Source organism: Amycolatopsis lexingtonensis, from assembly GCF_014873755.1.
GTDB lineage: Bacteria > Actinomycetota > Actinomycetes > Mycobacteriales > Pseudonocardiaceae > Amycolatopsis > Amycolatopsis lexingtonensis.
The window spans coordinates 880,001-902,537 of the sequence record NZ_JADBEG010000001.1; the positions used below are offsets into that span (position 1 = coordinate 880,001).

A 22,537-nucleotide genomic window follows, 5' to 3' on the forward strand; every position below is an offset into this window, starting at 1 on the left:
CTCTTGCGAGCCGTCACCTCGCTGCCGTACGAAATCACCGTCGAGGACCACGTCCGGATCCCCGCGTCCGACGGGACCGTGCTGTCCGCCCGCATCTGGCGGCCGGTCTCGTCGGACGCCGAGCCGGTGCCGGCGATCCTCGAGTACATCCCCTACCGCAAGCGGGATCTCACCGCGCCGCGCGACTCGATCCACCACCCCTACCTCGCCGGGCACGGGTACGCCTGCGTGCGCGTGGACATCCGCGGCACCGGCGAGTCCGAGGGCGTCCTGGCCGACGAGTACCTCGAGCGCGAGCAGCTCGACGCCGAGGACGTCCTGGGGTGGATCGCCGCCCGGCCGTGGTGCACCGGCGACACGGGCATGATGGGGATCTCCTGGGGCGCGTTCGCCGCGCTGCAGGTCGCGGCGCGCAAGCCGCCGAGCTTGCGCGCCATCGTGATTTCCTCGTTCACCGACGACCGGTTCGCCGACGACATGCACTACATGGGCGGCTGCCTGCTCTCGGACAACGTCGCCGAGTCCGGCACGATGTTCGCCTACGCCACGCTGCCGCCCGACCCGGCGGTCGTCGGCGAGCGGTGGCGCGAGATGTGGCGGGAACGGCTGGAGGACTGCAGCCTGTGGATCGAGAACTGGCTCGGCCACCAGCGTCGTGACGACTACTGGCGGCACGCCTCGGTCTCGCAGAACTACACCGATGTCCAGGTCCCGGTGCTGGCTTCCAGCGGCTGGGCCGACGGCTACTCCAACGCCGTCATCCGGCTGCTGGCGCACCTCGACGTGCCGCGGCGCGGGCTGATCGGGCCGTGGTCGCACAAGTACCCGCACCTCGGCGAGCCCGGCCCGGCGATCGGCTACCTCCAGGAAGTCGTGAAGTGGTGGGACCACTGGCTCCGCGGCGAGGAGAACGACGCCATGGACGGCCCGATGCTGCGGACGTGGATGCAGGAGAGCGTCCCGCCGTCGACGTCCTACGAGGACCGGCCCGGCCGCTGGGTCGGCGAAGCCACCTGGCCGTCCCCGCACGTGCGGCCGCAGAAACTGCCGCTCGCGCCGCACCGGCTCGCGCGGCCGGGGGAGACCGTCGACGACGAGGCGCTGACGGTGTCCTCGCCGCTGTCGGTCGGGCAGTTCTCCGGGAAGTGGGCGTCCTACAGCGCCCCACCCGATCTGCCCTACGACCAGCGCGAAGAGGACGGCGGCTCGCTCGTCTTCGACACGGACGTGCTCACCGAGCGGTGCGAGATCCTCGGGTCGCCGGTCGTGCGGCTGGAGGTCTCCGCAGACCAGCCGGTCGCGATGGTCGCGGCGCGGCTGTCCGACGTCGCCCCGGACGGGCGCGCCACCCGCGTCACCTACGGGCTGCTCAACCTGACCCACCGCGACGGCCACGACGAGCCGGCGCCGATGGAGCCGGGGCAGCGGTGCGCGGTCGAGATCGAGCTGAACGCCGTCGCGCAGGCTTTCCCGCCCGGGCACCGGATCCGGCTGTCACTGTCCACTTCGTACTGGCCGCTGGCGTGGCCGCCGCCGACGCCGGTGCTGCTGTCCGTCCACACCGGACACAGCGCGCTCGAGCTGCCGGTCCGGCCGGTCGCCGAGCCGGACGAGCTGCCCGCCCGGCCGTTCGGGGAGCCCGAGGGCGCGCCGCCGATGGCGGTGACCGCGCTGACGCCGGGGGAGCAGCGCTGGACCGTCTCCCGTGACCTCGTCGACTACCAGTCGGCGCTGGACATCGTGAAGGACGCCGGCACCGTGCGCTTCGACGACCTCGACCTCGAGGTCACCCGGGACGTCCGCGAGCGCTACACCTGGGTTGCCGACGACTTCTGCTCGCCGGTGGCGGAGACGGCGTGGGACGTCACCTTCGCCCGCGGCGAGTGGCTGGCGCGCAGCGAGACGCGCACCCGCGTGTCCTGCACGGACACCGAATTCGTCATCGACGCCCAGCTGGACGGCTACGAAGGGGCCCGCCGGATCGTCTCGCGCAACTGGCACCGGCGGATCCCGCGCGACCTGGTCTGAGTTTCACCGCGGCGGCACGGGGTAAGCGTCCGGTGTGCGCATAGTGATCACCGGAGCCACCGGGAACGTCGGAACGGCCCTGCTGGCCGCGCTCGAGCCCGGCCACGACGTGGTCGGGCTCGCGCGGCGGCTGCCGGACACGACGGCCGAGCCGTACCGCTCGGCCGGCTGGTGCGCGCTCGACGTCGGCGATCCGGGCGCGGACCGGGAGCTGACCGCGCTGTTCGAGGGCGCCGACGCCGTCGTGCACCTAGCCTGGGCGATCTCGCCGCTGCGCGGGGACCCGCCGATGTGGCGCACCAACGACCACGGCACCCGGCACGTGCTCGCCGCGGCGGCCGCCGCCGGGGTGCCGCACCTGGTCGTCGCGTCCTCCGTGGCCGCCTACGGGCCGGCGCCGCGCTGGGAAAAGGTGCGCGAATACCACCCGTGCACGGGGATCGGGCACAGCGCCTACAGCCGCGGCAAGGCCGCGCTGGAGTCCCTGCTGGACCGGTTCGAGGCGCGGCACCCGGACGTCGGCGTCGCCCGGCTCCGGCCGTGCGCGATCCTGCAGCGGCGCGCGGCGGGCGAGTTCGCCCGCTGGCTGCTCGACCCGGCGGTGCCCGCCCGGCTCGCCGGCGGACGCCGGCTGCCGGTGCCGCTGTGGCACGACCTGCGCGCCCAGGCGGTGCACACCTCCGACGTCGCCGAAGCGATCCGGCTGATCCTCGCCAAGAGCTACGCCGGCCCGGTCAACCTGGCCGCGCCCGAGGTCCTCGACGCCGACGCGCTCGCCGCCGTCCTGGGTGGCACCCGCCTCCCGGTGCCGAAGCCGCTCGCGCGGGCGGCGGTCCGCGCGGCGTGGGCGAGCGGTGTGCTCCCGGTGCACCCCGGGTGGCTGGAGCTCGCCGATCGCGCGGCGCTCGTGGACACCACGGTGGCGGAGACCGTCCTGGGCTGGCAACCTCGGTATGACGCCGCGTCCGCGATCGCCGAACTGGTCGCCGGGCTGCGCTTGGGTGCGGGGGCGGCCGCCCCGCCCCTGGCGCCGCCGCGCGGTTCCGGGGTACTGGCCCGGCTCCGCTCGCTCACCCGGGTCGGGCCGAGTCACCAGTCGCAAGCCTGAACAGCAGGAGGGCCAGTGAGCACGGAAGCCTTCGACGCGGTGGTGATCGGCGCCGGGCACAACGGGCTGGTGGCGGCGAACGTCCTGGCCGACGCGGGCTGGTCGGTCCTCGTGCTGGAGGCGACCGAGCAGCCGGGCGGTTCGGTCCGGACGGCCGAGGTCACCGAACCGGGCTTCCGCAACGACCTCTTCAGCGCGTTCTACCCGCTCTCGGCGGTGTCACCGGTCATCAAGAGCCTGCGGCTGGCCGAGCACGGCCTGCGCTGGCGGCATGCCCCCGACGTCCTGGCGCACGTGCTCCCCGACGACCGGTGCGCGGTGCTGTCCCGCGACCTCGACCGCACGGCGGCGTCGGCCGACGAGTTCGCCCCGGGCGACGGCGACGCGTGGCGGGCGCTGTTCGCGCAGTGGCGGGAAATCCGCGAACCGCTGCTGAACGCGTTGTTCACGCCGTTCCCGCCCGTCCGCCCGGCGCTGAAGCTGCTGCGCCGCACCGGGACCGGGGACGCGCTGCGCCTGGCGCGCATGCTGACGCTGCCGGCGCGCCGGTTCGGCGACGAGCTGTTCGCCGGCGAGGGCGCGAAGCTGCTCGTGGCGGGGAACGCCGCGCACAGCGACCTTTCCGTCGACAACGCCGGCAGCGCCGTGTTCGGCTGGCTGCTCGCGATGATCGGGCAGGACGAGGGTTACCCGGTGCCCGAAGGCGGTGCGGGCGAACTGATCGCGGCGCTGGTCCGGCGGCTGGAGTCCCGCGGCGGGCAAATCCACTGTGGACGGCCGGTGCGTGAGGTCCTCGTCGGCGGCGGGCGCGCGCTCGGCGTGCGTGACGCGGCCGGTGACCCGGTCCGGGCGCGCAAGGCCGTGCTCGCCGACGTGCCGGCGCCGGTGCTGTACCGCGAACTCGTCGGCGAGGACTGGCTGCCGCCGCGGCTGGTCGAGGACCTCGGGAAGTTCGAATGGGACAGCGGGACGGTCAAAGTGGACTGGGCGCTGTCCGGCCCCATCCCGTGGACGGCCGAAGCCGCCCGGGGCGCGGGGACCGTCCACCTCGGCACCGACCTCGACGGGCTCGCGGCGTTCGGCGGCGAGCTCGCCAGGGGCCGGACCCCGCGCCGCCCGTTCCTGCTGCTGGGCCAGATGACCACGACCGACCCGACGCGTTCGCCCGCGGGGACCGAAGCGGCGTGGGCGTACACGCACGTGCCGCGCGGGACGATGGAGAACCGCTCGGCGCTGGAGCGGCGGGCGAAGCGGATCGAGGAGACGATCGAGGCCAACGCGCCGGGGTTCACCGGGCTGATCAAGGCGCGGTACCTGCAGGGGCCGACCGAGCTGGCGGGGCACAACCCGGGCCTGGTGGGCGGCGCGATCAACGCCGGGACCACGGCGATCCACCAGCAGCTGTTCTTCCGCCCGGTGCCGGGCACGGGCCGCGCGGACACCCCGGTGGACCGGCTGTTCCTGGCGGGCGCGTCGGCCCACCCCGGTGGCGCGGTCCACGGCGGCCCAGGCGCCAACGCGGCCCGCGCGGCACTGGCCCGCGCCGGCCGCCTCGGCGGCGGCTACGCGGCGGTGATCCGGGCCGCCCACCGCGCGATCTACAGCTGACTCGCGCCGCCGCCCGGGTTCGCCGGAAGGCCGTGAATGCCACATCGAGGGACCTAAAGGCCGTGGATGTGGCATTCACGGCCGTCACGGGCTGGGGTGGCCGTCGCGCGCGCGAGCGTGCTTGCCGGTGGCGAGGTCGGCGAGGCGGGCGAGGGATTCGGTGTTGCGCGGCTTGACGATGAGCGACTGCACGGCGGCCGGCAGCACCTTGCCGATGCCGCTGACGATGTGCTCGGTCATCCGGACCAGCGTGGCGCCTTCGCCGTGCGGGACGAGCGTCAGCCCGACCGCCGCCGCGCCGAGGGGCCAGCCGCGGGCCTCCAGGGACAGCGACAGGCCCGGCTCCACCGCCCGGACCACGGTGACGTCCTGGATGTGCACCGGCCACGGGCCCACGCTGTGGTGGATCCGGGAGCCGATCGCGGGCCAGTCGTGGTCGACGTCGCGGATGTGCGAGCTGCCGACCACCCACCCGGCGTAGAGCCAGCCGTCGGCGAGGACGTCGAACACGGCGTCGGGCGGTACGTCGATCACGCGGCTGACCTCGGTCACGGGGTTCCTCCTGGTCGTCGGGACGCAGGAGGAATACCCAGTGCCGGACGGGGTATGCCGTCGCCGACGAAGCGGAGGTGGCGGTGGTGGCCAAGCGACGGAAAGAGCCCGAAGGTCCGGGAGAGCTGTCCAAGCGCTCGTGGGGCGCGGTGCTGAAACGCACGTTCAAGCAGTTCGGCCGCGACAACCTGACCGACTGGGCCGCCGCGCTGACCTACTACGGCGTGCTGTCGTTGTTCCCCGGCGTCATCGTGCTCACGTCGCTGCTCGGCCTGCTCGGCCCGGACAAGATCCAGACCGTGATCGACAACGTCAACCAGGTCGTCCCGGGACAGGGCAAGGACATCCTCGTCGGCGCGATCAAGGAACTGACGGGCTCACGCGGCCTGGCCGGCCCGCTGGCGATCATCGGCCTGCTCGGCGCGCTGTGGTCGGCGTCCGGGTACATCGGCGCGTTCATGCGGGCGTCGAACGCGATCTACGGCATGCCGGAGGGCCGGCCGGTGTGGAAGGTGGTGCCGATCCGGGTGCTGCTCACCGTCGGGATCGTCGTGCTGCTGGCGTTGTGCGCGCTGGGCGTGGTGGCGACGGGGACGGTCGCGCGCCGCCTGGGCGACCTGATCGGCCTCGGCTCGACCGGGGTGCTGGTGTGGGAGATCGCGAAGTGGCCGGTGATCGCGGTGCTGGTCAGCCTGGCGTTCGCGCTGCTGTACTGGGTGGGCCCGAACGTGCGGCAGCCGGGCTTCAAGTGGCTGACCCCGGGCGGCCTGCTGGCAGTGCTGCTGTGGGTGGCGGCGTCGGCCGGGTTCGCGCTGTACGTCGCGAATTTCGGTTCGTACAACAAGACTTACGGTTCGCTGGCGGGCGTGATCGTGTTCCTTGTATGGTTGTGGATCTCGAACCTGGCCGTGTTGCTGGGTGCCGAGCTGGACGCCGAGCTCGCGCGGGGCCGCAGCATCGAAGCGGGGCGCGAGGAGGACCAGGAGGAGCCCTTCCTGCCGCCGCGGGACACCAAGGCGATGGACGAAGACGAGGCCGCGGACGTGGCGCGCGAGACGAGACGGAGCTGACCGGATGGCCGCCCGCATCACCGGACTGGTGCTCGACTGCCGAGACCCCGACCGGCTGGCGGAGTTCTGGTGCGCGGTGCTGGGGTACGAGGTGATCGGCCACGAGCCCGACGGGCTCGAGCTGGGCCTGCCGGGCGTCCCGCTGGGGGAGGGGCCGCCGACGCTGGTGCTGGCCCGGACGGAGGACCCGCGCCGCGGGAAGCTGCCGTTGCACGTGGACGTGAACCCGGTGGGTGGTGACCAGGAGGCGGAGCTGCGGCGGTTGCTGGAGCTGGGGGCGCGGCCCGCGGATGTGGGTCAGGACGGGACCGAGTCCTGGGTGGTGCTGCAGGACCCGGAGGGGAACGAGTTCTGCCTGCTGCGGAAAGAGCTGGGCACGGACTGAGCGGGGTGCCGCGGCTCGCTCGGCTGCGGGTTCGCCGACGTCTTGAATGAGTCATTCAGGTCTTCGGAGGTCCTGAATGACTCATTCAAGACACCGCAGGCCCGACCCGCCGGTGACCTTCAGCCGTCCTCTGCCGCGCAGCGGCGCCACTGCACGTGGTCGCCTTCGCGGTCCGCGTGCCACACCGCGGTGCCCGAGTCCGACTCCCACGTCGGCAACAGCCGTCCGGTCACCACGTGACCGCGCGCCACCCGGCCGAACAACTCCACGCCGTCCGCCCGGCGGGCCGCCGGGATCCACGCCGGAAATCGGGCACGGGGGAGTTTTCGTTCGATCCACTCGCGGGCCGAGCCCTCGCTGCCGTGCTCGGACTCGACGATGCTCGACACCGGCCCGTCGCCGCCTACGGCGAGGCCGATCGACGCGCGCCAGCGCACGGGGGACGGGTCGGAAGTCATCGTCCCCAGGGTCCCGGACGGCCGGGTCCGCGGGCCAGTACACGTTCGGATGGATTGGCGTTCACTCACCGTGCCTCCTGCCGCTCGACCGGACCTCCGCACTCAGATCAACTTCCCCGTAAGAGTGACTTCCAATCCTCATGACGCCTTCAACAGCCGAGCGCACGCCTTCTCCAGCACCGCGCGGGCGTCGTCGCCCTCCAGCCGGGCCGCCCGCTTGAGCGCGGGCGCGATCGTGCGCTCGGCGCGGTAGGCCTCGACCAGGCGGGGGTCCACATAGGACGAGCGGCAGACCGCGGGGGTGTTGCCGAGCGCCCGGGACACCTCTCGCATCACCCCGGCTTCCGCGCGCTTGCGGGCGGTCTCGGACGTCGGCGAACGCGGCCGCCGCCAGGACCGTCGCCGTCCAGGTGCGCAGGTCCTTCGCCGTGCAGTCCTCGCCGGCCAGCTCCTTGAACCGCTCGTTGATGTCGGCGGCGTGCACCTCGTGCCAAGTGCCGCCCTCGCGGTAGCAGAGCAGCCGGTCATTCCCGGACCGGCTGCGCAGGAGGGATTTCACCACCGAAGCCAGCGCCGCGTCGCGGATCGCCACCTCGCGGTCGAGGCCGCCCTTGGCGACGTAGCGGAACCGGCATTCGTCGCCGCGGACCGAGGCGTGCTCCCGCTGCAGCGTCGCGACGCCGTGGGTGCCGTTCTCCTCCGCGTACTCCTCGCCGCCGGTGCGGAAGATGCCCCGATCGAGCATGCGCAGCGCCGCCGCCAGGACGCGTTTCCTGGTCAGGCCGCGGCCGGCCAGGTCGGCCGCCACCGACTCGCGCCACCCGGGCAGGCGCCGGGCCATCGCCAGGACGCGGTCGTGCTTCTCCTCGTCGCGGTCGCGCCGCCACTGCTCGTGGTAGAGGTACTGGCGCCGCCCGGCGTCGTCGGTGCCGACCGCCTGGACGTGCCCGTTCGGGTGCGGGCAGATCCACACGTTCCGCCAGGCCGGCGGGATGACCAGGTCCTTGATCCGCGCGAGCAGCTCGTCGTCGGCGACCGGGGAGCCGTCGGGGTGGACGTAGGAGAAACCCCGGCCGCGGCGGATCCGCCGGATGCCGGGGCCGCGCAGGTCACTGCGCCGGAGCCGGGTGCGTCCCATCGCCGCGAAATACCCGCCGGACGGGCCGCGAAACCATGATCGCGGCGGGAAAGCACCGGACCCCGGGGTCAGTCGCGGCGCAGGGGCCGGACGGCGGGGCCTTGGACGACCTCGCCGTCGACGCCGAAGCGTGAGCCGTGGCACGGGCAGTCCCACGTCTTTTCCGCGTCGTTGAACGAAACCAGGCAGCCGAGGTGGGTGCAGTGCGCGCCGACGGTGTGCAGCTGCCCGGCTTCGTCGCGGTGGGCGGCGACCAGCTCGCCGCCCACCCGGAGGACGGCGGCCTCGCCGGGCCGCAGGTCGTCGAGCTTCTCCGCCCGCCACAGCGCCGCCACATGGTCGCCGACCAGGTACTTCGCCACGGTGAGGTTGTCCTGGGCCAGGCTGGGCACCGAACGGGCGTCGAACCGGTTGGGGTCGAACAGGTCCGCGGCCGGGTGCGGCTCGCCGAGGACCCGCGCGGCCAGGACGTGCCCGGCCGCGGTGCCGCCGGTCATGCCCCACTGGCCGAACCCGGTGGCCACCCACAGGTTCTTCGTCCCCGGCAGGTAGCGGCCGACGTACGGCAGCAGGTCCACAGTGGACAGGTCGTGCGCGGACCAGCGGTGGGTCACCCGGTGCAGGCGGGCGTGCTCGTCCGCCCAGGCCGCCAGGCGCTGGTAACGGCGCTCGACGTTGACGTGCGCGCCGACGCGGTAGTGCTCCCCGCCCGCGATCACCATCGGCGTGCCCTGCTCGGTGTACCCGCGCACGGAGTGGTGCGTGTCGGCGTCGAGGAACATGCCCGACGGCGGGTCGTTCCCCGCGGCCGGGCCCGCGACGACGAGGTCGCGCACCGGTTCGAGCCGGGCGAAGTACAGGCCGCGGTCGAGCACCGGGTAGTGGGTGGCGACGACGACTTCGCCCGCCACGACGTCGCCGCGCGAGGTGCGGACGGTCTGCCCGTGCACGCCCGTCGCGCGGGCGTTCTCGACGACGGTGCCGCCCGCCCGCTCGACCTCGGCGGCCAGCCCGAGCAGCCACCGCCGCGGGTGGAAGTGCGCCTGCCCGGTGGTGCGGACGGCGCCGAGCGCGGGCACGTCGAGCGCGACGTCCTCGGTGAACGACGCCGGCAGGCCCGCCGCGGCGGCCGCGTCGGCCTCCCGCTTCAGCGCGTCCACGGTCTTCGCGCGCGTGGTGTAGACGTAGCTGTCGGCGCGGGTGAACCCGCACTCGATCTCCAGCTCGGCCGCCGTGGCGGCGATCCACTCGGTGGCCGCCGCCTGGGTCGCGGCGTAGGCCTTCGCGGCGCCCGCGCCGTGCCGGGACGTCAGGTCCGCGTACTTCGCGCCGTGCTGCGCGCTGACCTTCGCCGTGGTGTGCCCGGAGACCCCGGCGGCGACCCGGTCGGCTTCCAGCACGACGACCGACCGGCCGCCGCGGGCGAGCAGCACCGCCGTCGTGAGCCCGGCGATGCCCGCCCCGAGCACCGCGACGTCGGCGGATTCGGGCACCGGGACGCCGGTGCGGTCGGGGGCGGGCGCGGTCTCCACCCACAGCGAAACCGGTTCGGGCAGCGCGGTCATGCGTGCGGGGTGCCCGCTCCCGCGCCCGTCAAACCGGCCATCCGGCCCCGTTTCGGCGAATCCGCCCCGGGTAGCTCTTTCCCATGGGTATCAACATCTTCGTGATCGGTTTGGACGAGGAGAACCAGCGGGTGCTGGAGCGCCTGCCGTGGGCCGGGAGCTACGAGTTCCACGGCCTGCTGACCCCCGAAGACCTGCAGCACGGGGACATCGACTTCGAAGCGCTGCTCAAGACGGCGCAGCACGAGCTGGACGCGTTCGACGGCGACGTCGGCGCGATCGTCAGTTACTGGGACTTCCCCGGCGCGTGCCTCGTGCCGATCCTGTGCGCCCGGTACGGCCTGCCGAGCGTGCCGCTGGAGGCGGTGCTCAAGTGCGAGCACAAGTACTGGAGCCGCCTGGAGCAGCGGAAGGTGATCGACGAGCTGCCGCACTTCGGCATCGTCGACCTCGACGGCGAGCGGCCCTCGCCGCCGGAGGGCGTCGGCTTTCCGATGTGGCTGAAGCCGGTCAAGTCGTTCTCTTCGGAACTCGCCTTCAAGGCCGGGAACGAAGCCGAATTCGCCGACGCGGTCGCGGAGATCCGGGACGGCGTCGGCCGGGTGGGCGAGCCGTTCGGCTACGTGCTGGACCAGGTGAAGCTGCCGCCGGAAATCGCCGAAGTCGGCGGGGCGGCGTGCCTGGCCGAGGAGGCGCTGCACGGCGTCCAGGCGGCCGTCGAGGGGTACGTCTACCGCGGCGAAGTCACCGTCTACGGCGCGCTCGACTCGATCAACTACCCGGACAGCTCGTCGTTCCTGCGCCACCAGTACCCGTCCCAGCTGGGTGAGGAGCCGGTGCAGCGGATGCGGGACGTCGCCGAGCGCGTGATGAGACAGATCGGCTTCGACAACGGCACGTTCAGCATCGAGTTCTTCTGCGACCCGGAGTCGGGCCAGGTGTGCCTGCTGGAGATCAACCCGCGGCACTCCCAGTCGCACGCCGAGCTGTTCGAGTTCGTCGACGGGGTCGCCAACCACGAGATCATGGTGCGCCTCGGCCTCGGTCAGGACCCCGCGCGCCGCCCCAGCAAGGGCAAGTACCAGATCGCCGGCAAGTGGTACCTGCGCCGGTTCTCCGACGGCGTCGTGACGCGCGTGCCGACCCCGGAAGAGATCGCCGCGGTGCAGGAGCGCATCGACGGGACGCAGATCGAGATCGTGCCCGAGGTGGGGCAGCGGCTTTCGGACCTGCCGGAACAGGACAGCTACAGCTTCGAGCTGGCGCAGCTGTTCGTCGCGGCGCACACCGAGCACGAGATGGCGGAGAAGTACCAGGCCTGCGTGGACGCGCTGCCGTTCGAGTTCGAGTAAGACCTGGTCTCGAAACTCGGCGTGTCGCCAGGTGAACCAACGCCCGCCGGTGGGCCCGGCCGACGGACCGCGCGGTCTGTCAGGGAGACTGGGGGCCAGTGCCCGCCCTCTCGACCTGGAGCCGTTGATGCCGCAAGGGACCGTCCGTTGGTTCGACGCCGAACGTGGTTTCGGCTTCCTCGCGCCCGAGGACGGCTCGCCGGACGTGTTCGTGCACGCCTCCGAGATCGTCGGGGACGGCGGCGCGAAAATGCTCCGCGAGGGTCAGGCCGTCGTGTTCGAGGTCGGCGAGAACGACCGAGGGCCCCAGGCGCTGCGCGTTCGTGTCACCGCCGATGCGGCCACCGGCAGCGCCGTGGGCCTGCTCGGCACCGTCAACTGGTACGAGCCGGGCAAGGGGTACGGCTTCGCGTCGCCGGACGGCGGCGGCGCCGACATCTTCGTGCACAGCTCCGCCATCGTGACCGGCGGCGTGCTCACCGAGGGGCAGCGGGTGGCCTTCCTGATCGTCGAAGGCGAGCGCGGCCCGCAGGCCGGGCACGTGATCCCGCTGGGAGCAGGGGCCGGCTCACCCGCTGCGGCCGGTATCGCGGACGGTGCCGACGGCACGGTGGCCTGGTACGACGAGGACAAGGGCTTCGGCTTCATCAACCCCGACTCCGGCGCCGGGGACGTCTTCGTTCACGCCCGGGCCCTGGCCGAGGGGCTGACGTGGCTCGCGGAGGGCGACCGCGTCGCCTACGAGGTGGCTAGTGGAGACAAGGGCCCGCAGGCCCGCGACGTGCACCTGGTCCGGGGCGCCGAGCCCCAGACGGCGCCGCAGCGGTCGGCACCTGCCGCGGCCGCGGGGCCGGCGGCGCGGGGCGTGCCCGTACGAGGCGGCGAGGGCGTCGTCGCGCGCTACGACGGCGACCGCGGCTTCGGCTTCATCACCCCGGACGCAGGCGGCGACGATCTCTTCGCCCACGCGTCCGTGATCATGGGGTCGGAGCCGCTGCAGAAGGGTGACCGGGTCCGGTACGCGGTGCGTCAGAGCGACCGGGGCCCGCAGGCCGACCGCATCGAACGCCTCTGACGAGGCGGCCCCAGCGATGGCTGATCACTTCCCGACGAGAGTGCTCGTTCATCCCCGTCGATGGTGCCGTCAGCAACGCGGCTGCAGCCTCCTCCAGGAGATCGATCTCCCTCGTGGTGACGGGGGCCCCGGCCGAGGCGGGACTTGCCCTCAATCCCGCGCCGGGCGATACGGACCGTGATTCCGCGGCGGGTCAGGTAGCGGCGGTAGTCGTAGCCCTTGTCGGCGTGCAGCTTGTCCGGTCGGCTCGGGTAGGTCTCCCCGGCGGCAGCCGGTGTCGAGCACGAACAAGATCCCCTGTGGCGCGGCACAGTCATCGATCCGGGGCCGCCCGCCCGGACCGCGCGGCGCTGGTCGGGACGGGGTCAGGGGTTCGATCAGTTCCCAGAGCCGGTCTTCGACCCGCCGCTGCTGCGTCGTCTTCGCCACGACTGCCCACGATCGACGACCAGGACCCGCAGGTTACGCAGTGACACACCCTTGAGTTTTGAGACGAGGTCTAAGACCGAAGCGAAGGGGGCTTTCCTCGTGGCTGCGAGGAAAGCCCCCCTTTCGCCGTGCGTGGGGTCAGCCCGACTGGGGGTCGGTGTCGTCGTGCTGGTCGCCGCCGGACGTGCCCTGCTCGCCGCGCAGGGTCTCGCGCTGGGCTTCGGGGGTGTCGCCGTGCGGGTCGTCGTCGGCGGCGGGCTCGGCGGGGTGCTGCGTGCGGTCCTCGGACGTCATCGTGGGCCTCCTGGCTTCGCGATCCTTTTCGGACCGGATACCCCCGCGCGCCCGCCCCAACCACCTGCGGCGGATCGGTTTGCGGCAATCTTCGCCGGGTAGCCGGGGGCGACGCGGTTGTCCGCCGGCGATCGCGCCGGGCCCGCGGTGAGGTGAAGGAGTCCGAGATGACCACGTCGGCGGAACCCGTCCGCCCGGGCCCCTTGGCCGCCCGGACCGTCATCCCCGCGCCGCGGTTGCTGCGCTTGCCCGGGGTCTACCGCCCGCAGGAGGACACCGCGCTGCTCGCGGCCGCGATCGCCGACCTGGCCATCCGGCCCGGCGCGCGGGCACTGGACCTGTGCACCGGTACCGGCGCACAGGCGATCACGCTGGCCCGCCGCGGCGCGCGAACCGTGCTGGCCGTGGACCTTTCGCGCCGGGCGCTGGCGTCGGCGCGGTTCAATGCGCTGGTCCGCCAGGCCGCCGTGCGCCCCTGCCGGGGAGACCTGGCGACGGCCGTGCGTCAGGGCCCGTACGACGTCGTGGTCGCGAACCCGCCGTACGTCCCGGCACCGGCCCCGGCGGTCCGCGCCACCCGCGGCTGGGACGCGGGCCCGGACGGCCGCGCGGTCCTGGACCCGCTGTGCGCGGCGGCGGGCACGCTCCTGCGTCCCGGCGGGACACTGCTGATCGTCCAATCCGGATTGTCCGATGTGGACAAGTCGTGGACATCGCTGGCCGCGCAAGGGTTGTGGGTCTCGGTGGCCCGGCGCGCCCGGATCCCGTTCGGTCCGGTCCTTTCCGGACGGACGGCGTTCCTGGAGGCGGCCGGGCTGATCGCGCCGGGCCAGCGGACGGAGGAACTGGTGGTGCTGCGTGCCGACCGCTGACCGCCCGCGCCGGGTGACGGTGGTCCCCGGCGGCCCGGTGCTCGTGGAGGGCCCGGTGGAGCTGCGCACGCCGGAGGGGGAGGTCGTGCGGTCCGACCGGTTCGTGGTCGCGGTGTGCGCGTGCCGGCGGAGCAAGCGGTTCCCGTTCTGCGACACCAGCCACCGCAAGCGGGTGCGCAAAGGTCTTGAATGAGTCATTCAGGACCTCCGGAGACCTGAATGACTCATTCAAGACGAGGGGCGAGCTGGTCAGGGCAGGGGGAACCGCAGCGAGGATTCGCCGGCCCGCCAGCGGTCCAGGAGCCGCGCGCCGAACCGGCCTTCGAGGAACTCCGTCGCCTGGATGCCGAACACGATGTCGGCCGCCAACTCGGGTTCCTGGTCGAGCAGGTCGCCGAGCACCTCGTGCCGCATCACCTGTTCGTGTACCGCGTCGGCCTCGATGTGCTCGGTGTAGAAGAACCGGCACGCCTCCGGGGCGCCGAGGCGCTTCAGAGCCTGGTCCATCCGCAGCGCGGACGGCCCGGTCGTGATCTCCGCCGCCGCGAAGTGACCGCACAGCGCGCCGCGCAACGACCGGTGCAGGCCGAAGAGGGACATCATGTTGACCACGGCCAGCATCTCGGCGGGGGCGTGGTCGATGAGCTCCAGGTAGCCGTCCGGCAGGCCGGCCGCGCGCAGGAGGTCCGTGTACAGCCGCGCGTGCGCCCGCTCCGCGCGGCCGCCGCCGAACTCGTCGAACTCCACCGCCACCAGTGCCGCCTTGGCGCGGCCGCGCAGGCGCGGGATCACCCATGCGTGCGGGTCGGCTTCCTTGTGGTGGTAGACCGAGCGGTGCGTGAAGTACTCCCGCACGTGCCCCCAGTCGCCGTGGTCGCGGAGGAAGTGCGAGACGCCTTCCGCGTCGACCGGCTCGACCAGCAGTGCGTCCAGTTCGGCGGTGACGTCGTCGCCGCCCGGCACGTTTTCGCGCAGTGCCGCGAGGAAGCGTGCTTCCAGCGCGCCGCGCAGGCGCAGCAGTTCCGGGTCCCACTCCCAGTCGGGCGACACCCCGGGCAGGCCCTGGTAGTGCAGTTCGTAGCACAGGTGCAGGGCCAGCTGGACGTCGTCGCCGAGCGGGTCGGCGGCCACCAGCCCGTCGAAGCCGAGGTCCGCGCGGGGCTGTTCGCGCAGCAGGGTGCCCAGCACGGACTCCGAAAGCGGGCCGCGCGCGGCGGGCAGGGTGGCCGCCGCGAGGGTCGAGGTCGTCATGGCTCCCGGCTACCCCGTGCGGCGGGTTCCATGCGCCGCCGGCACGCTCAGCGCGCTGAGCCACCCGACCGCGGCCTCCGGGCCACCGCGGCCGGCGACCGCGCGCTGCTGGACCGACCCGTTGCCGTCGGCACGCAGGACCGCGATCAGTGCGCGGACTTCGGTCAGGTCGCCGCTCGCCTCGAGGGGTTCCCGGACGTGCGCCAGCAGCTGCTCGACCAGCGTCCACGCGGGCCGGCGCGTCTGCCCGGCGACGTCGACGAGCTGCCCGGTGAGGCCGTGGCGCGCCGCGGCCCACACCGCCGCCGCGGCCACCTGCGGGGACACCGGTTCCGCCGCGCGCCCGCGGTCGAGGTCGGCCAGCGCCCGCCGCACCAGTGCCCGGCTCAGCAGCGCCTGCAGCAGGGCGTGGTCGACGGTCAGCGCGGTGTCGGCCACCCGGAACTCCACCGTCGGGAACCGGCCGGACGGGCGGGCCAGCCAGAACGTCTGGTCCGGGTCGACGAGCGCGCCGCACTCGACCAGCGTCTCGACAGCCCGGCGGTACTCCGCGTGGTCGCGCAGGTGCGGCGCGACGCCGGCACCGGGGAAGCGGGACTGCTGGACCATCCGCCAGCTGTGGTAGCCCGTGTCGCGCCCGTGGTCGAACGGCGAATTCGCCGACAGCGCGAGCAGGGTGGGCAGCCACCGCCCGACGTGGTTGACGACCGCGACCGCGGTGTCGGGATCGGGCACCCCGACGTGGACGTGGCAGCCGCAGGCTTCGTAGTCGGCGACCACCGCGCCGTAGGCGGCGTCGATTTCGGCGTACCGGCCCTCGCCCGCGGGTGCGGGCGCGGCCGGGCCGGGCCCGATCGGGGTGCCGGTGGCCAGGAGCGCGCAGTCTTCGGCCGCGGCGGCGCCGGCCAGCACGCGCCGGGCCGCCGTCAGCTGGTACCGGAGCTCGTCCGCGGTCGTGCAGACGCCGCTGGCGGCTTCGAGCTGGGTGAGCCGCAGCTCGCGGTGCACCCGGACGCCGTCGGGGAGCGGGCCGTGGTGGCGGTACCGGGCCAGCACCTGCTCGGCGCACGCGGACGCGTGCCCGGTGCGCGGGTTGACGAGGAGGAACTCCTCTTCGACGCCCATCGTGGGCGGGCCGTCGGCCATGGCGGGCTCCTTCCGGGCGGTGCTTCCCGCGGATACCCGCTCCGGCCGGGGAAACGCGCTCGTACCGGGGGTTGTTTGGCCACGAACGCGCACCGGGTAACTCAAGGCCATGACGACCCATGAGCGGCAACGCGCCCCTGCAGCCGATCCGCCGGCCCACGGGCTGCCCGCACCCCGGGTTGCCGCCGACGGGCTGAGCGACCGCACCCGGTGGCAGACCCCCGACGCCGTCGTCGTGGAGGTCACGGGCGAGATCGACGTCTGCACCGTGGCCCGGCTGGAAGCGACCCTCGACGACCACCTCCGGGCCGGTCCCGGCGTGCTGCGCCTCGACCTGGGCGAAGTGCGTTTCCTCGGCGCCGCCGGTCTCGGCGTGCTGATGCGGGCCCGCGAGCGGGCCGCCGCGCTCGGCATCCACCTCGTGCTCGACGCGGGCCGCTCGCACGCAGCCGCCCGCGCCCTCGAACTCCTCGACCGCTTGCGGGCTTAACCGCCTCCGGTCAGCAGGTCCACCACGTCTTCGCCGCGTTCCCGGTCCGCGAAGCGCCGCCGCTGCCGGTCGGCGCCGCCGCCCTCGGCGGTCAGCCGCGCGAGGCCGTCCCGCGCGAAGTCGAGGTCACCGGCGGTGTCCAGCGCGGTGGCCGTCCGCGCGAGCAGGTCGTCGAGCACCGCCTTCGCCGGAACCAGGTCCCCGGTGTCCGGGTGCGGGCAGCAGCCGGTGACGCCTTCGCGGGACGCCCGCCAGAGCTGCGCGCGCAGCACCTCGTTCGGCAACGGCGGCGGGGGAGCGTCGTCGTCCTGCGCGGTGGCGACCAAGGCACGGGCCAGCACCGCCAGGAGCACCGCGTCGTCGGGGGTCGCGGCGACGTCGGCGATGCGGAATTCGAGCGTCGGCTGCTTTTCCGAGAGCCGGACGTCCCAGTAGATCATCCCGCGGTCGAGGATCGAGCCCGCCCGCAGCCACGCGTCGACGATGCTCTCGTACTCGTCGAGCGAGGCGAACCGCGGCGGCGGTCCCGCCGAGGGCCACCGGCTCCACTGCTGGTAGCGCCAGCTGCAGTACCCGGTGTCGTAGCCGTCGGAAATCGCCGAGTTGGCGGTGACGGTGAGCAGCGCCGGCAGCCACGGCCGGACCCGGTTCAGCACCTGGACGCCGGTTTCCGGGTCGGGGATGGCGACGTGCACGTGGCAGCCGCACGTGAGCGAAGTCCGTGCGGTGGCACCGAAGTGCTCGGCCATCCGCTCGTAACGCGGGTTCGGCGTGATGCCCGGCGGGTCCACTTCGGACAGTGGCGGCGCGCCGGCGGGCAGCAGCCGGTAGCCGCGCCGCCGGGCGGCCGCGGACAGGTCGTCGCGCAGGCCGCGCAGCTGGCGCAGGGCCTCGGCGTGGGTCCGGCAGATGCCGGTGGCGGCCTCGGCCTGCGCGCGCGTCAGCTCGTGCTGCAGGTCGCCCTGCTCGTCGGCGGCCGCTTCGGCGGCGTCGACGACGTCGTCGCCTGCCGGGGAAAGGTGACCGCGGCGGTCGACGACGAAGAACTCCTCTTCGACGCCGAAAGTCAGCACGTCGCCGGACGGTTCGTTCACCGGTGTTCTCCTGGGGGTCGAGAGGTTCGGCGAGTACCCACGGCGCGGATCGGGCAAACGGCGTTTTCACCGCGGTACGGAGGGTATCCGGCCGGTCATGAACCCGAGCGCCACCACTTCGCCGTCGCTGCTGGCGGCCGACGCCGGTGCCACCGTGCGCCGGCTGTCCCGCCGCGTGGGCGACGGCGAACTCGTTCCCCCGGCCGAGCTCTACCGCGTGCTCGGCGCCCTGCGGCTGCTGGCCGACGACCTCACCCAGCTGCTGCCCGCCCTCCAGGGACGGCTCGAGGACGGGCTGCTGTCCGGCCAGGTGGTCCGGCACGGCGACGGGGACGCCGAGGCGGCGTGGGATTCGGTCGGCGAGGTCGGCCGGGCACTGGCGCACGCCGGGACCGTCGCCCTGCTGATGACCAAGGAACTGGAGAACTCCCAGGTCGCACTGCGTGACCTGGCCACACCGTGAGGACACCGATGTCGACCGACGCGATCGTGCTGCTCAAGAACGACCACAAGACCGTGGAGAAGCTGTTCAAGGAATTCGAAAAGGCGGGGGAGGACGCGCACCGGGAGAAGCGCCGCATCGCGGACTCGATCATCGAGGAGCTCACCGTCCACGCCTACATCGAGGAAGAGATCTTCTACCCGGCCGCGCGGGAAGCCGTGCCGGAGACCAAGGACCACGTCCTGGAAAGCGTGGAGGAGCACCACGTCGTGGTGTGGATGCTGTCGGAGCTGGTCGGCATGGACCCGGCGGACGAGACCTTCGACGCGAAGGTCACCGTGCTCACCGAGAATGTCCGTCACCACGTGGAAGAGGAAGAGGACGAGTGGTTCCCCGAGGTCCGCTCGGCGATGGGCCGCAAGCGGCTGCAGGAACTCGGGCAGCGGATGATCGACGCGCGCTCCAGCGCCCCGAAGAACCCCTTGGAACTCAAGAGCGCCAAGGCCTAGCGCTTGGCCACGACCCGGACCGACTCCAGCGCGGAGTCGGCCGGGTCGGGCAGTTCCATGCCCGCGCCGAGCCCGCTGCGGAGGTAGTCGAGGATCGGCTGGGTGAGCACCTCGCCGGGCAGCACACCGGGAGCACCGGGCGGGTACGGCGTGATCATCTCCGCCGCGATCCGGCCGGGTGCTTCGGCCACGGACACCTGCTCGGCCGGGCCGAAGAACGCGTCGCGCGGCAGCATCGCCGTCTCCAGCTCCATTTCGGCCGGCGACGGGATGTCCACCTTCGGCGGCGTCTCGAACGACGGCGCGGCCTCCAGCAGGGCGCCCAAGGCGTCGACGAGCGTGCTCGCCGTTTCTTCGTCGTCCGCATGGTTGAACTGGGCCACGATCCGGCGGTGGTCGGACAGGCCGACGGTGACGCGCCGGTGCTCGCGCAGCCAGTCGGCGGCCTGGTAGCCGCTGATGCCCAGCGGGTCGAGGTCGAGCACGACCTTCAGCGGGTCGGCCGAGTCGGCGAGGTCCGGCCCGAGGAACTCGTCGTAAAGCACGGTGAGGCCCTGCTCGCCCAGTCGGCTCCGCACCGACGTCACCAGCCGGAGCGCCCCGTCGAGCAGTTCCTTGCCCTGCTCGGCCATTTGCCGCCGCCAGCCGTCGAGACCGGCGTACACCAGCGAACTCGGGCTCGTCGTGCCGAGGAGGTCTTCCCGCGCCTTGAGCACGTCGGGGTCCACGCGGCCGCCCTGGAGGTGGAACACCGAGCTCTGCTCGACCGCGGCGCCCATCTTGTGCACGCTCGTGACGCACACGTCGGCCCCCGCGTACATCCCCCACGGCGGGAGGCCGTCGTGGAAGGGCAGGTGCGCGCCCCACGCCTCGTCGACGATCAGCGGGATTCCCCGTTCGTGGCACCATTCGGCGACCGCGCGGATGTCCCCGCAGGTGCCGTAGTCGGTCGGGGTCACCATCAGCGCGCCCTTGACGTCGGGGTCGCGCTCGTAGGCCTCGGCGAACTCCCGCACACCCGGCGGGTGCGTCAGTCCTTGTTCGGTGTCCCAGTGCGGCCGCACCCACACCGGCTGGACCCCGCTGACGATCAGCCCGGAGATCACCGACTTGTGGACGTGCCTTGGCACGAGCAGTTTCTCGTGCGGGCCGGCGACCGCGAGCATCGCGCTCTTGACCGAAAGCGAGCTGCCGCACGTCGAAAAGAAGGTGTGCTCGGCGCCGACCGCGTCGGCCATCAGCTCCTGCGCCCGCCAGGACGCCGTGGCGCGTCAGCCGGTCGTCGAGCCCGTTGAGCGCGATGACGTCGGATTTGAAGACGTCGGCGCCGACTACGTCGAGCACCCGCGGGTCGATGCCGCGGCCCTGCTTGTGGCCGGGCGCGTTGAACGGGACGTATCCGGCGCGGTGGTAGTCGCACAGCGCTTCCAGCACCGGTGCCTGGCTGTGGTCCATCGTCGGCGGGTAACCAGCGGCACACCGGGTGAAACCCGCCGCTGGTGTGGCCGGGCGTGGTAGGGGTATCCCGGTGGGCATGGAGTGGGACGACGAGCGGCACGAACGGGCGGACGAGCGAATCCAGCGGCTGAGCGAGCGGCTCTGGGCGGTCGCCACCGAGTTGCACGAGCACCCGGAACTGTCCTATGAGGAGCATCGGGCGGCCGGACGCCTGACCCGGGAACTGGCCGAAGACGGCTTCGAGGTGGAGACGGGGACCGCCGGGCTGCCGACGGCGTTCACCGCGCGCGCCGGCGCCGGACGGCCGTGCGTCGCGCTGCTGCTCGAATACGACGCGCTGCCCGGGCTGGGGCACGCCTGCGGGCACAACCTCATCGCCGCGGCCGGGCTCGGTGCCGCGCTGGCGGCTCGCGAAGTCCTGGCGGACGGCCCGGGCTCGCTGCTCGTGGTGGGCTGTCCCGCGGAGGAACGCGGTGGCGGCAAGGTCGCGCTCGCCGAAGCCGGTGTCTTCGACGACGCCGACGCGGCGCTGATGGTCCACCCCGGCGTCCACTCGTGGTCGTGGGCCCCGCTGACCGCGCAGGTGGAGGTGAAGGTGACCTTCCACGGCCGCGCCGCGCACCCGACCGGGGACCCGGAGGCGGGCATCGACGCCCTCGCCGCGCTGATCCAGCTGTTCGGCGCGCTGTCCGCGCGGCGCCAGCGGTTGCCGGCGGGCTCGCACATCCAGGGCATCATCACCCACGGCGGCGAAGCGACGAACATCGTCCCGGACCGCGCCGAGGGCCGCTTCGGGCTCCGTGCGCTGACGACCGGTGCGCTGGACAGCCTGGTCGAGGACGTGACCGCGGCCGCGCAGGGCACGGCGCTGGCGACGGGCGCGAAGGTGGATGTCGAACGCGTCGGCCGCGGCTACGCGCACTTCCGCGACAACCCCGTGCTGTCCGAGCGGTTCACCGAGCACCTGGCCGCTTGCGGCATCGCCGCGACCCCGCCGGACCCGGGGGTGTACCTGGGCTCGTCCGACGTCGGCGACGTGAGCATCCGCGTCCCGGCGATCCACCCGTTCGTCGCGATCACGGCGGAGGAGTACTCCGACCACACCCTGGAGTTCGCGGCCGCGGCGGCGAGCCCGCGTGGCCGCTCGGTGATGCTGGCTTCGGCGGCGGCACTGGCCCGCACGGCGATCGACCTGCGCACCCACCCGGCACTGGTCAGCCGGGCGTGGGACTGCTTCCACGAGCTGGCGCGGTCCGGGCACTGACCGGACGGCGCAGCAGCCGCTCCACGTGGTTCATCGCTTCGCGGCCTTCCGGGATGGCCTGCATCAGCCAGTTGTGGAACATCCCGGGGTATTCGCGGTAGTCCAGGTCCGTCCCGGCCTCGCGCGCCCGGTCCCGGAACCGGCGGCAGTCCGGGAGCAGGACGTCCCGCGTCCCGATGAACAGCGTGATCGGCGCGAGGCCGCTCAGGTCGGCGTGGATCGGGCTGACCCGCGGATCGTGCGGCGTGGAGCCTTCCGCGTACATCCGGCCCGCCTCCCGCAGCCCGGCGATGCCGAGCATGGGGTCGGTCTCGTCGAGCAGTTCCGAAACCGGGTCCGCCAGCAGGACGTCCAGCCACGGCGAGTACAGCACCAGCCGTTCGGGCTGCGGCCGCCCGGCCGCGCGCAGGTCCTGCGCGATCGCCAGCGCGAGCGCGCCGCCCGCGGAGTCGCCGGAGACCACGACGCGCCCGGCGTCGATCCCGTCGTAGGCCGCCTGCACCATCGGGATCGTCGCCGTGTGGTCGTGGTGCGGGACCAGCGGGTACACCGGCAGCGTCACCGCGCAGCCGAGCCGGGACACCAGGTCGGCGGCGTACTGCCAGTGGTGCTTCTCGACCTGCTCGACGAACCCGCCGCCGTGCAGGTGCAGGACGTGCAGGTCGCTCGACGCGCCGCCGCGCGGCCGGAAGGTGAAGCACGGGAAGCCGTTCACCTCGCGCCGCTCGACAGCACACTGCCGCCGGATCTTCCGCGGCGGCCGGGCCATCGACGGCTTCTGGTGCCGGGGAAGCCGGTGGTGCAGCGCCGAAGCGTTGTCGTAGAACCGTTTCTGGCCCGACGCCCGCAGCAGCGCCATCCGTACCTTCGCCTGCACGCTGACCACACCACACTCCTTTCGTCGGCACGCGGTTACCCGGGTGCGGACGGGGCTTAACCAGGTCTTAAC

22 protein-coding genes and 4 pseudogenes are annotated in these 22,537 nt (G+C 73.1%); 13 read left to right on the top strand and 13 right to left on the bottom strand.

Annotated features, from left to right (window positions below; genetic code table 11):
• Positions 1 to 3 precede the first annotated feature (3 nt).
• From H4696_RS04195 to H4696_RS04205, 3 genes are read left to right on the top strand one after another with little or no spacing between them, the layout of a single operon-like run.
• Positions 4 to 2,028 (top strand): CocE/NonD family hydrolase, encoded by a 2,025-nt coding sequence (locus H4696_RS04195; RefSeq protein ID WP_192782064.1) that lies wholly within the window; start codon positions 4 to 6, stop codon positions 2,026 to 2,028.
• Positions 2,029 to 2,062: 34 nt separating this feature from the next.
• Positions 2,063 to 3,136, top strand: a complete 1,074-nt coding sequence (locus H4696_RS04200) for an NAD-dependent epimerase/dehydratase family protein (RefSeq protein ID WP_086862348.1) — start codon at positions 2,063 to 2,065, stop codon at positions 3,134 to 3,136.
• A gap of 15 nt (positions 3,137 to 3,151) precedes the next feature.
• Positions 3,152 to 4,744: a phytoene desaturase family protein gene (locus tag H4696_RS04205; RefSeq protein ID WP_086862349.1), complete on the top strand. Its 1,593-nt coding sequence runs from the start codon at positions 3,152 to 3,154 to the stop codon at positions 4,742 to 4,744.
• Between the two features lie 84 nt (positions 4,745 to 4,828).
• Here the strand turns inward: H4696_RS04205 and H4696_RS04210 are convergent, their stop codons facing one another.
• Positions 4,829 to 5,296, bottom strand: coding sequence for an SRPBCC family protein (locus H4696_RS04210; RefSeq protein WP_086862350.1), 468 nt, complete (start codon positions 5,294 to 5,296; stop codon positions 4,829 to 4,831).
• A gap of 83 nt (positions 5,297 to 5,379) precedes the next feature.
• On the opposite strand from H4696_RS04210, the gene H4696_RS04215 reads away from it, so the two are divergent.
• Complete coding sequence (locus H4696_RS04215; RefSeq protein WP_169735063.1) at positions 5,380 to 6,366, top strand: YihY/virulence factor BrkB family protein; 987 nt, start codon at positions 5,380 to 5,382, stop codon at positions 6,364 to 6,366.
• Positions 6,367 to 6,370: 4 nt separating this feature from the next.
• The gene (locus H4696_RS04220) at positions 6,371 to 6,751 is read left to right on the top strand and encodes a VOC family protein (protein WP_086862352.1); all 381 of its coding nucleotides are present in this window, start codon (positions 6,371 to 6,373) and stop codon (positions 6,749 to 6,751) included.
• Positions 6,752 to 6,870: 119 nt separating this feature from the next.
• On the opposite strand, the gene H4696_RS04225 is transcribed toward H4696_RS04220, so the two are convergent.
• The 4 genes and pseudogenes from H4696_RS04225 to H4696_RS51470 form a co-directional block, all read right to left on the bottom strand.
• Positions 6,871 to 7,209 (bottom strand): hypothetical protein, encoded by a 339-nt coding sequence (locus tag H4696_RS04225; protein ID WP_225955583.1) that lies wholly within the window; start codon positions 7,207 to 7,209, stop codon positions 6,871 to 6,873.
• A gap of 138 nt (positions 7,210 to 7,347) precedes the next feature.
• Positions 7,348 to 8,347: pseudogene (locus H4696_RS04230) on the bottom strand (DNA topoisomerase IB).
• Between the two features lie 68 nt (positions 8,348 to 8,415).
• Positions 8,416 to 8,844 (bottom strand): Rieske (2Fe-2S) protein, encoded by a 429-nt coding sequence (locus H4696_RS51465; protein ID WP_420831553.1) that lies wholly within the window; start codon positions 8,842 to 8,844, stop codon positions 8,416 to 8,418.
• 18 nt (positions 8,845 to 8,862) lie between these two features.
• Positions 8,863 to 9,853, bottom strand: a pseudogene (locus tag H4696_RS51470) (NAD(P)/FAD-dependent oxidoreductase); the annotation flags it as partial.
• Positions 9,854 to 9,995: 142 nt separating this feature from the next.
• On the opposite strand from H4696_RS51470, the gene H4696_RS04240 reads away from it, so the two are divergent.
• The gene (locus H4696_RS04240; RefSeq protein ID WP_086862354.1) at positions 9,996 to 11,264 is read left to right on the top strand and encodes an ATP-grasp domain-containing protein; all 1,269 of its coding nucleotides are present in this window, start codon (positions 9,996 to 9,998) and stop codon (positions 11,262 to 11,264) included.
• Between the two features lie 127 nt (positions 11,265 to 11,391).
• The gene (locus H4696_RS51475; protein WP_086862355.1) at positions 11,392 to 12,339 is read left to right on the top strand and encodes a cold shock domain-containing protein; all 948 of its coding nucleotides are present in this window, start codon (positions 11,392 to 11,394) and stop codon (positions 12,337 to 12,339) included.
• A 128-nt stretch (positions 12,340 to 12,467) separates the two neighbouring features.
• On the opposite strand, the pseudogene H4696_RS04250 reads toward H4696_RS51475, so the two are convergent.
• From H4696_RS04250 to H4696_RS04255, 3 genes and pseudogenes are all read right to left on the bottom strand, one after another.
• Positions 12,468 to 12,584, bottom strand: a pseudogene (locus H4696_RS04250) (IS5/IS1182 family transposase); the annotation flags it as partial.
• 49 nt (positions 12,585 to 12,633) lie between these two features.
• A pseudogene (locus H4696_RS49755) lies at positions 12,634 to 12,768 on the bottom strand (IS5/IS1182 family transposase); the annotation flags it as partial.
• 138 nt (positions 12,769 to 12,906) lie between these two features.
• Positions 12,907 to 13,062, bottom strand: a complete 156-nt coding sequence (locus tag H4696_RS04255) for a hypothetical protein (protein WP_169735064.1) — start codon at positions 13,060 to 13,062, stop codon at positions 12,907 to 12,909.
• Positions 13,063 to 13,229: 167 nt separating this feature from the next.
• Between H4696_RS04255 and H4696_RS04260 the strand changes: the two genes are divergently transcribed.
• Together H4696_RS04260 and H4696_RS04265 are read left to right on the top strand one after the other, a co-directional pair.
• Positions 13,230 to 13,934 (top strand): HemK2/MTQ2 family protein methyltransferase, encoded by a 705-nt coding sequence (locus H4696_RS04260; protein WP_086862357.1) that lies wholly within the window; start codon positions 13,230 to 13,232, stop codon positions 13,932 to 13,934.
• On the top strand, positions 13,921 to 14,127 hold the full coding sequence (locus H4696_RS04265; RefSeq protein ID WP_086862358.1) for a CDGSH iron-sulfur domain-containing protein: 207 nt from the start codon (positions 13,921 to 13,923) through the stop codon (positions 14,125 to 14,127). Before H4696_RS04260 ends, H4696_RS04265 begins: the two co-directional genes overlap by 14 nt.
• Before the next feature lie 56 nt (positions 14,128 to 14,183).
• Here the strand turns inward: H4696_RS04265 and H4696_RS04270 are convergent, their stop codons facing one another.
• Together H4696_RS04270 and H4696_RS04275 are read right to left on the bottom strand one after the other, a co-directional pair.
• Positions 14,184 to 15,185, bottom strand: coding sequence for an iron-containing redox enzyme family protein (locus H4696_RS04270; protein ID WP_086862359.1), 1,002 nt, complete (start codon positions 15,183 to 15,185; stop codon positions 14,184 to 14,186).
• Positions 15,186 to 15,194: 9 nt separating this feature from the next.
• Positions 15,195 to 16,331 carry a carboxylate-amine ligase gene (locus H4696_RS04275; protein WP_086862360.1) on the bottom strand — a complete coding sequence of 379 codons (1,137 nt, stop codon included), beginning with the start codon at positions 16,329 to 16,331 and terminating at the stop codon, positions 15,195 to 15,197.
• Between the two features lie 109 nt (positions 16,332 to 16,440).
• Here H4696_RS04275 and H4696_RS04280 point away from each other — a divergent pair, with 109 nt between their 5' ends.
• Entirely contained in the window at positions 16,441 to 16,821 is a 381-nt protein-coding gene (locus H4696_RS04280) for an STAS domain-containing protein (RefSeq protein ID WP_086862361.1), read from the top strand.
• Here the strand turns inward: H4696_RS04280 and H4696_RS04285 are convergent.
• A complete protein-coding gene (locus tag H4696_RS04285; protein WP_086862362.1) occupies positions 16,818 to 17,915 on the bottom strand; it encodes a carboxylate-amine ligase in 1,098 nt (365 codons plus the stop codon). The genes H4696_RS04280 and H4696_RS04285 overlap by 4 nt on opposite strands.
• 97 nt (positions 17,916 to 18,012) lie before the next feature.
• Here H4696_RS04285 and H4696_RS04290 point away from each other — a divergent pair, with 97 nt between their 5' ends.
• Together H4696_RS04290 and H4696_RS04295 are read left to right on the top strand one after the other, a co-directional pair.
• Positions 18,013 to 18,378 carry a hypothetical protein gene (locus H4696_RS04290; RefSeq protein WP_086862363.1) on the top strand — a complete coding sequence of 122 codons (366 nt, stop codon included), beginning with the start codon at positions 18,013 to 18,015 and terminating at the stop codon, positions 18,376 to 18,378.
• An 8-nt stretch (positions 18,379 to 18,386) separates the two neighbouring features.
• Complete coding sequence (locus H4696_RS04295; RefSeq protein ID WP_086862364.1) at positions 18,387 to 18,866, top strand: hemerythrin domain-containing protein; 480 nt, start codon at positions 18,387 to 18,389, stop codon at positions 18,864 to 18,866.
• Here the strand turns inward: H4696_RS04295 and H4696_RS51035 are convergent.
• Positions 18,863 to 20,104, bottom strand: a complete 1,242-nt coding sequence (locus H4696_RS51035; RefSeq protein WP_476693035.1) for an aminotransferase class I/II-fold pyridoxal phosphate-dependent enzyme — start codon at positions 20,102 to 20,104, stop codon at positions 18,863 to 18,865. The two genes, H4696_RS04295 and H4696_RS51035, sit on opposite strands and share 4 nt — an antisense overlap.
• 296 nt (positions 20,105 to 20,400) lie before the next feature.
• Here H4696_RS51035 and H4696_RS04305 point away from each other — a divergent pair, with 296 nt between their 5' ends.
• Complete coding sequence (locus tag H4696_RS04305; RefSeq protein ID WP_086862365.1) at positions 20,401 to 21,588, top strand: amidohydrolase; 1,188 nt, start codon at positions 20,401 to 20,403, stop codon at positions 21,586 to 21,588.
• On the opposite strand, the gene H4696_RS04310 is transcribed toward H4696_RS04305, so the two are convergent.
• Positions 21,539 to 22,474 carry an alpha/beta hydrolase gene (locus H4696_RS04310; protein WP_086862366.1) on the bottom strand — a complete coding sequence of 312 codons (936 nt, stop codon included), beginning with the start codon at positions 22,472 to 22,474 and terminating at the stop codon, positions 21,539 to 21,541. The genes H4696_RS04305 and H4696_RS04310 overlap by 50 nt on opposite strands.
• Between the last annotated feature and the right edge of the window lie 63 nt (positions 22,475 to 22,537).

Excerpts from the sequence above, each read along its gene's own strand:
- H4696_RS04220 (WP_086862352.1), top strand. The coding sequence starts at position 6,371 with ATGGCCGCCCGCATCACCGGACTGGTGCTCGACTGCCGAGACCCCGAC.
- H4696_RS04225 (WP_225955583.1), bottom strand. The coding sequence starts at position 7,209 with ATGACTTCCGACCCGTCCCCCGTGCGCTGGCGCGCGTCGATCGGCCTC.
- H4696_RS51465 (WP_420831553.1), bottom strand. The coding sequence starts at position 8,844 with ATGACCGGCGGCACCGCGGCCGGGCACGTCCTGGCCGCGCGGGTCCTC.
- H4696_RS04240 (WP_086862354.1), top strand. The coding sequence starts at position 9,996 with ATGGGTATCAACATCTTCGTGATCGGTTTGGACGAGGAGAACCAGCGG.
- H4696_RS51475 (WP_086862355.1), top strand. The coding sequence starts at position 11,392 with ATGCCGCAAGGGACCGTCCGTTGGTTCGACGCCGAACGTGGTTTCGGC.
- H4696_RS04255 (WP_169735064.1), bottom strand. The coding sequence starts at position 13,062 with ATGACGTCCGAGGACCGCACGCAGCACCCCGCCGAGCCCGCCGCCGAC.
- H4696_RS04260 (WP_086862357.1), top strand. The coding sequence starts at position 13,230 with ATGACCACGTCGGCGGAACCCGTCCGCCCGGGCCCCTTGGCCGCCCGG.
- H4696_RS04270 (WP_086862359.1), bottom strand. The coding sequence starts at position 15,185 with ATGACGACCTCGACCCTCGCGGCGGCCACCCTGCCCGCCGCGCGCGGC.
- H4696_RS04275 (WP_086862360.1), bottom strand. The coding sequence starts at position 16,331 with ATGGCCGACGGCCCGCCCACGATGGGCGTCGAAGAGGAGTTCCTCCTC.
- H4696_RS04280 (WP_086862361.1), top strand. The coding sequence starts at position 16,441 with ATGACGACCCATGAGCGGCAACGCGCCCCTGCAGCCGATCCGCCGGCC.
- H4696_RS04290 (WP_086862363.1), top strand. The coding sequence starts at position 18,013 with ATGAACCCGAGCGCCACCACTTCGCCGTCGCTGCTGGCGGCCGACGCC.
- H4696_RS04295 (WP_086862364.1), top strand. The coding sequence starts at position 18,387 with ATGTCGACCGACGCGATCGTGCTGCTCAAGAACGACCACAAGACCGTG.
- H4696_RS51035 (WP_476693035.1), bottom strand. The coding sequence starts at position 20,104 with ATGGCCGACGCGGTCGGCGCCGAGCACACCTTCTTTTCGACGTGCGGC.
- H4696_RS04305 (WP_086862365.1), top strand. The coding sequence starts at position 20,401 with ATGGAGTGGGACGACGAGCGGCACGAACGGGCGGACGAGCGAATCCAG.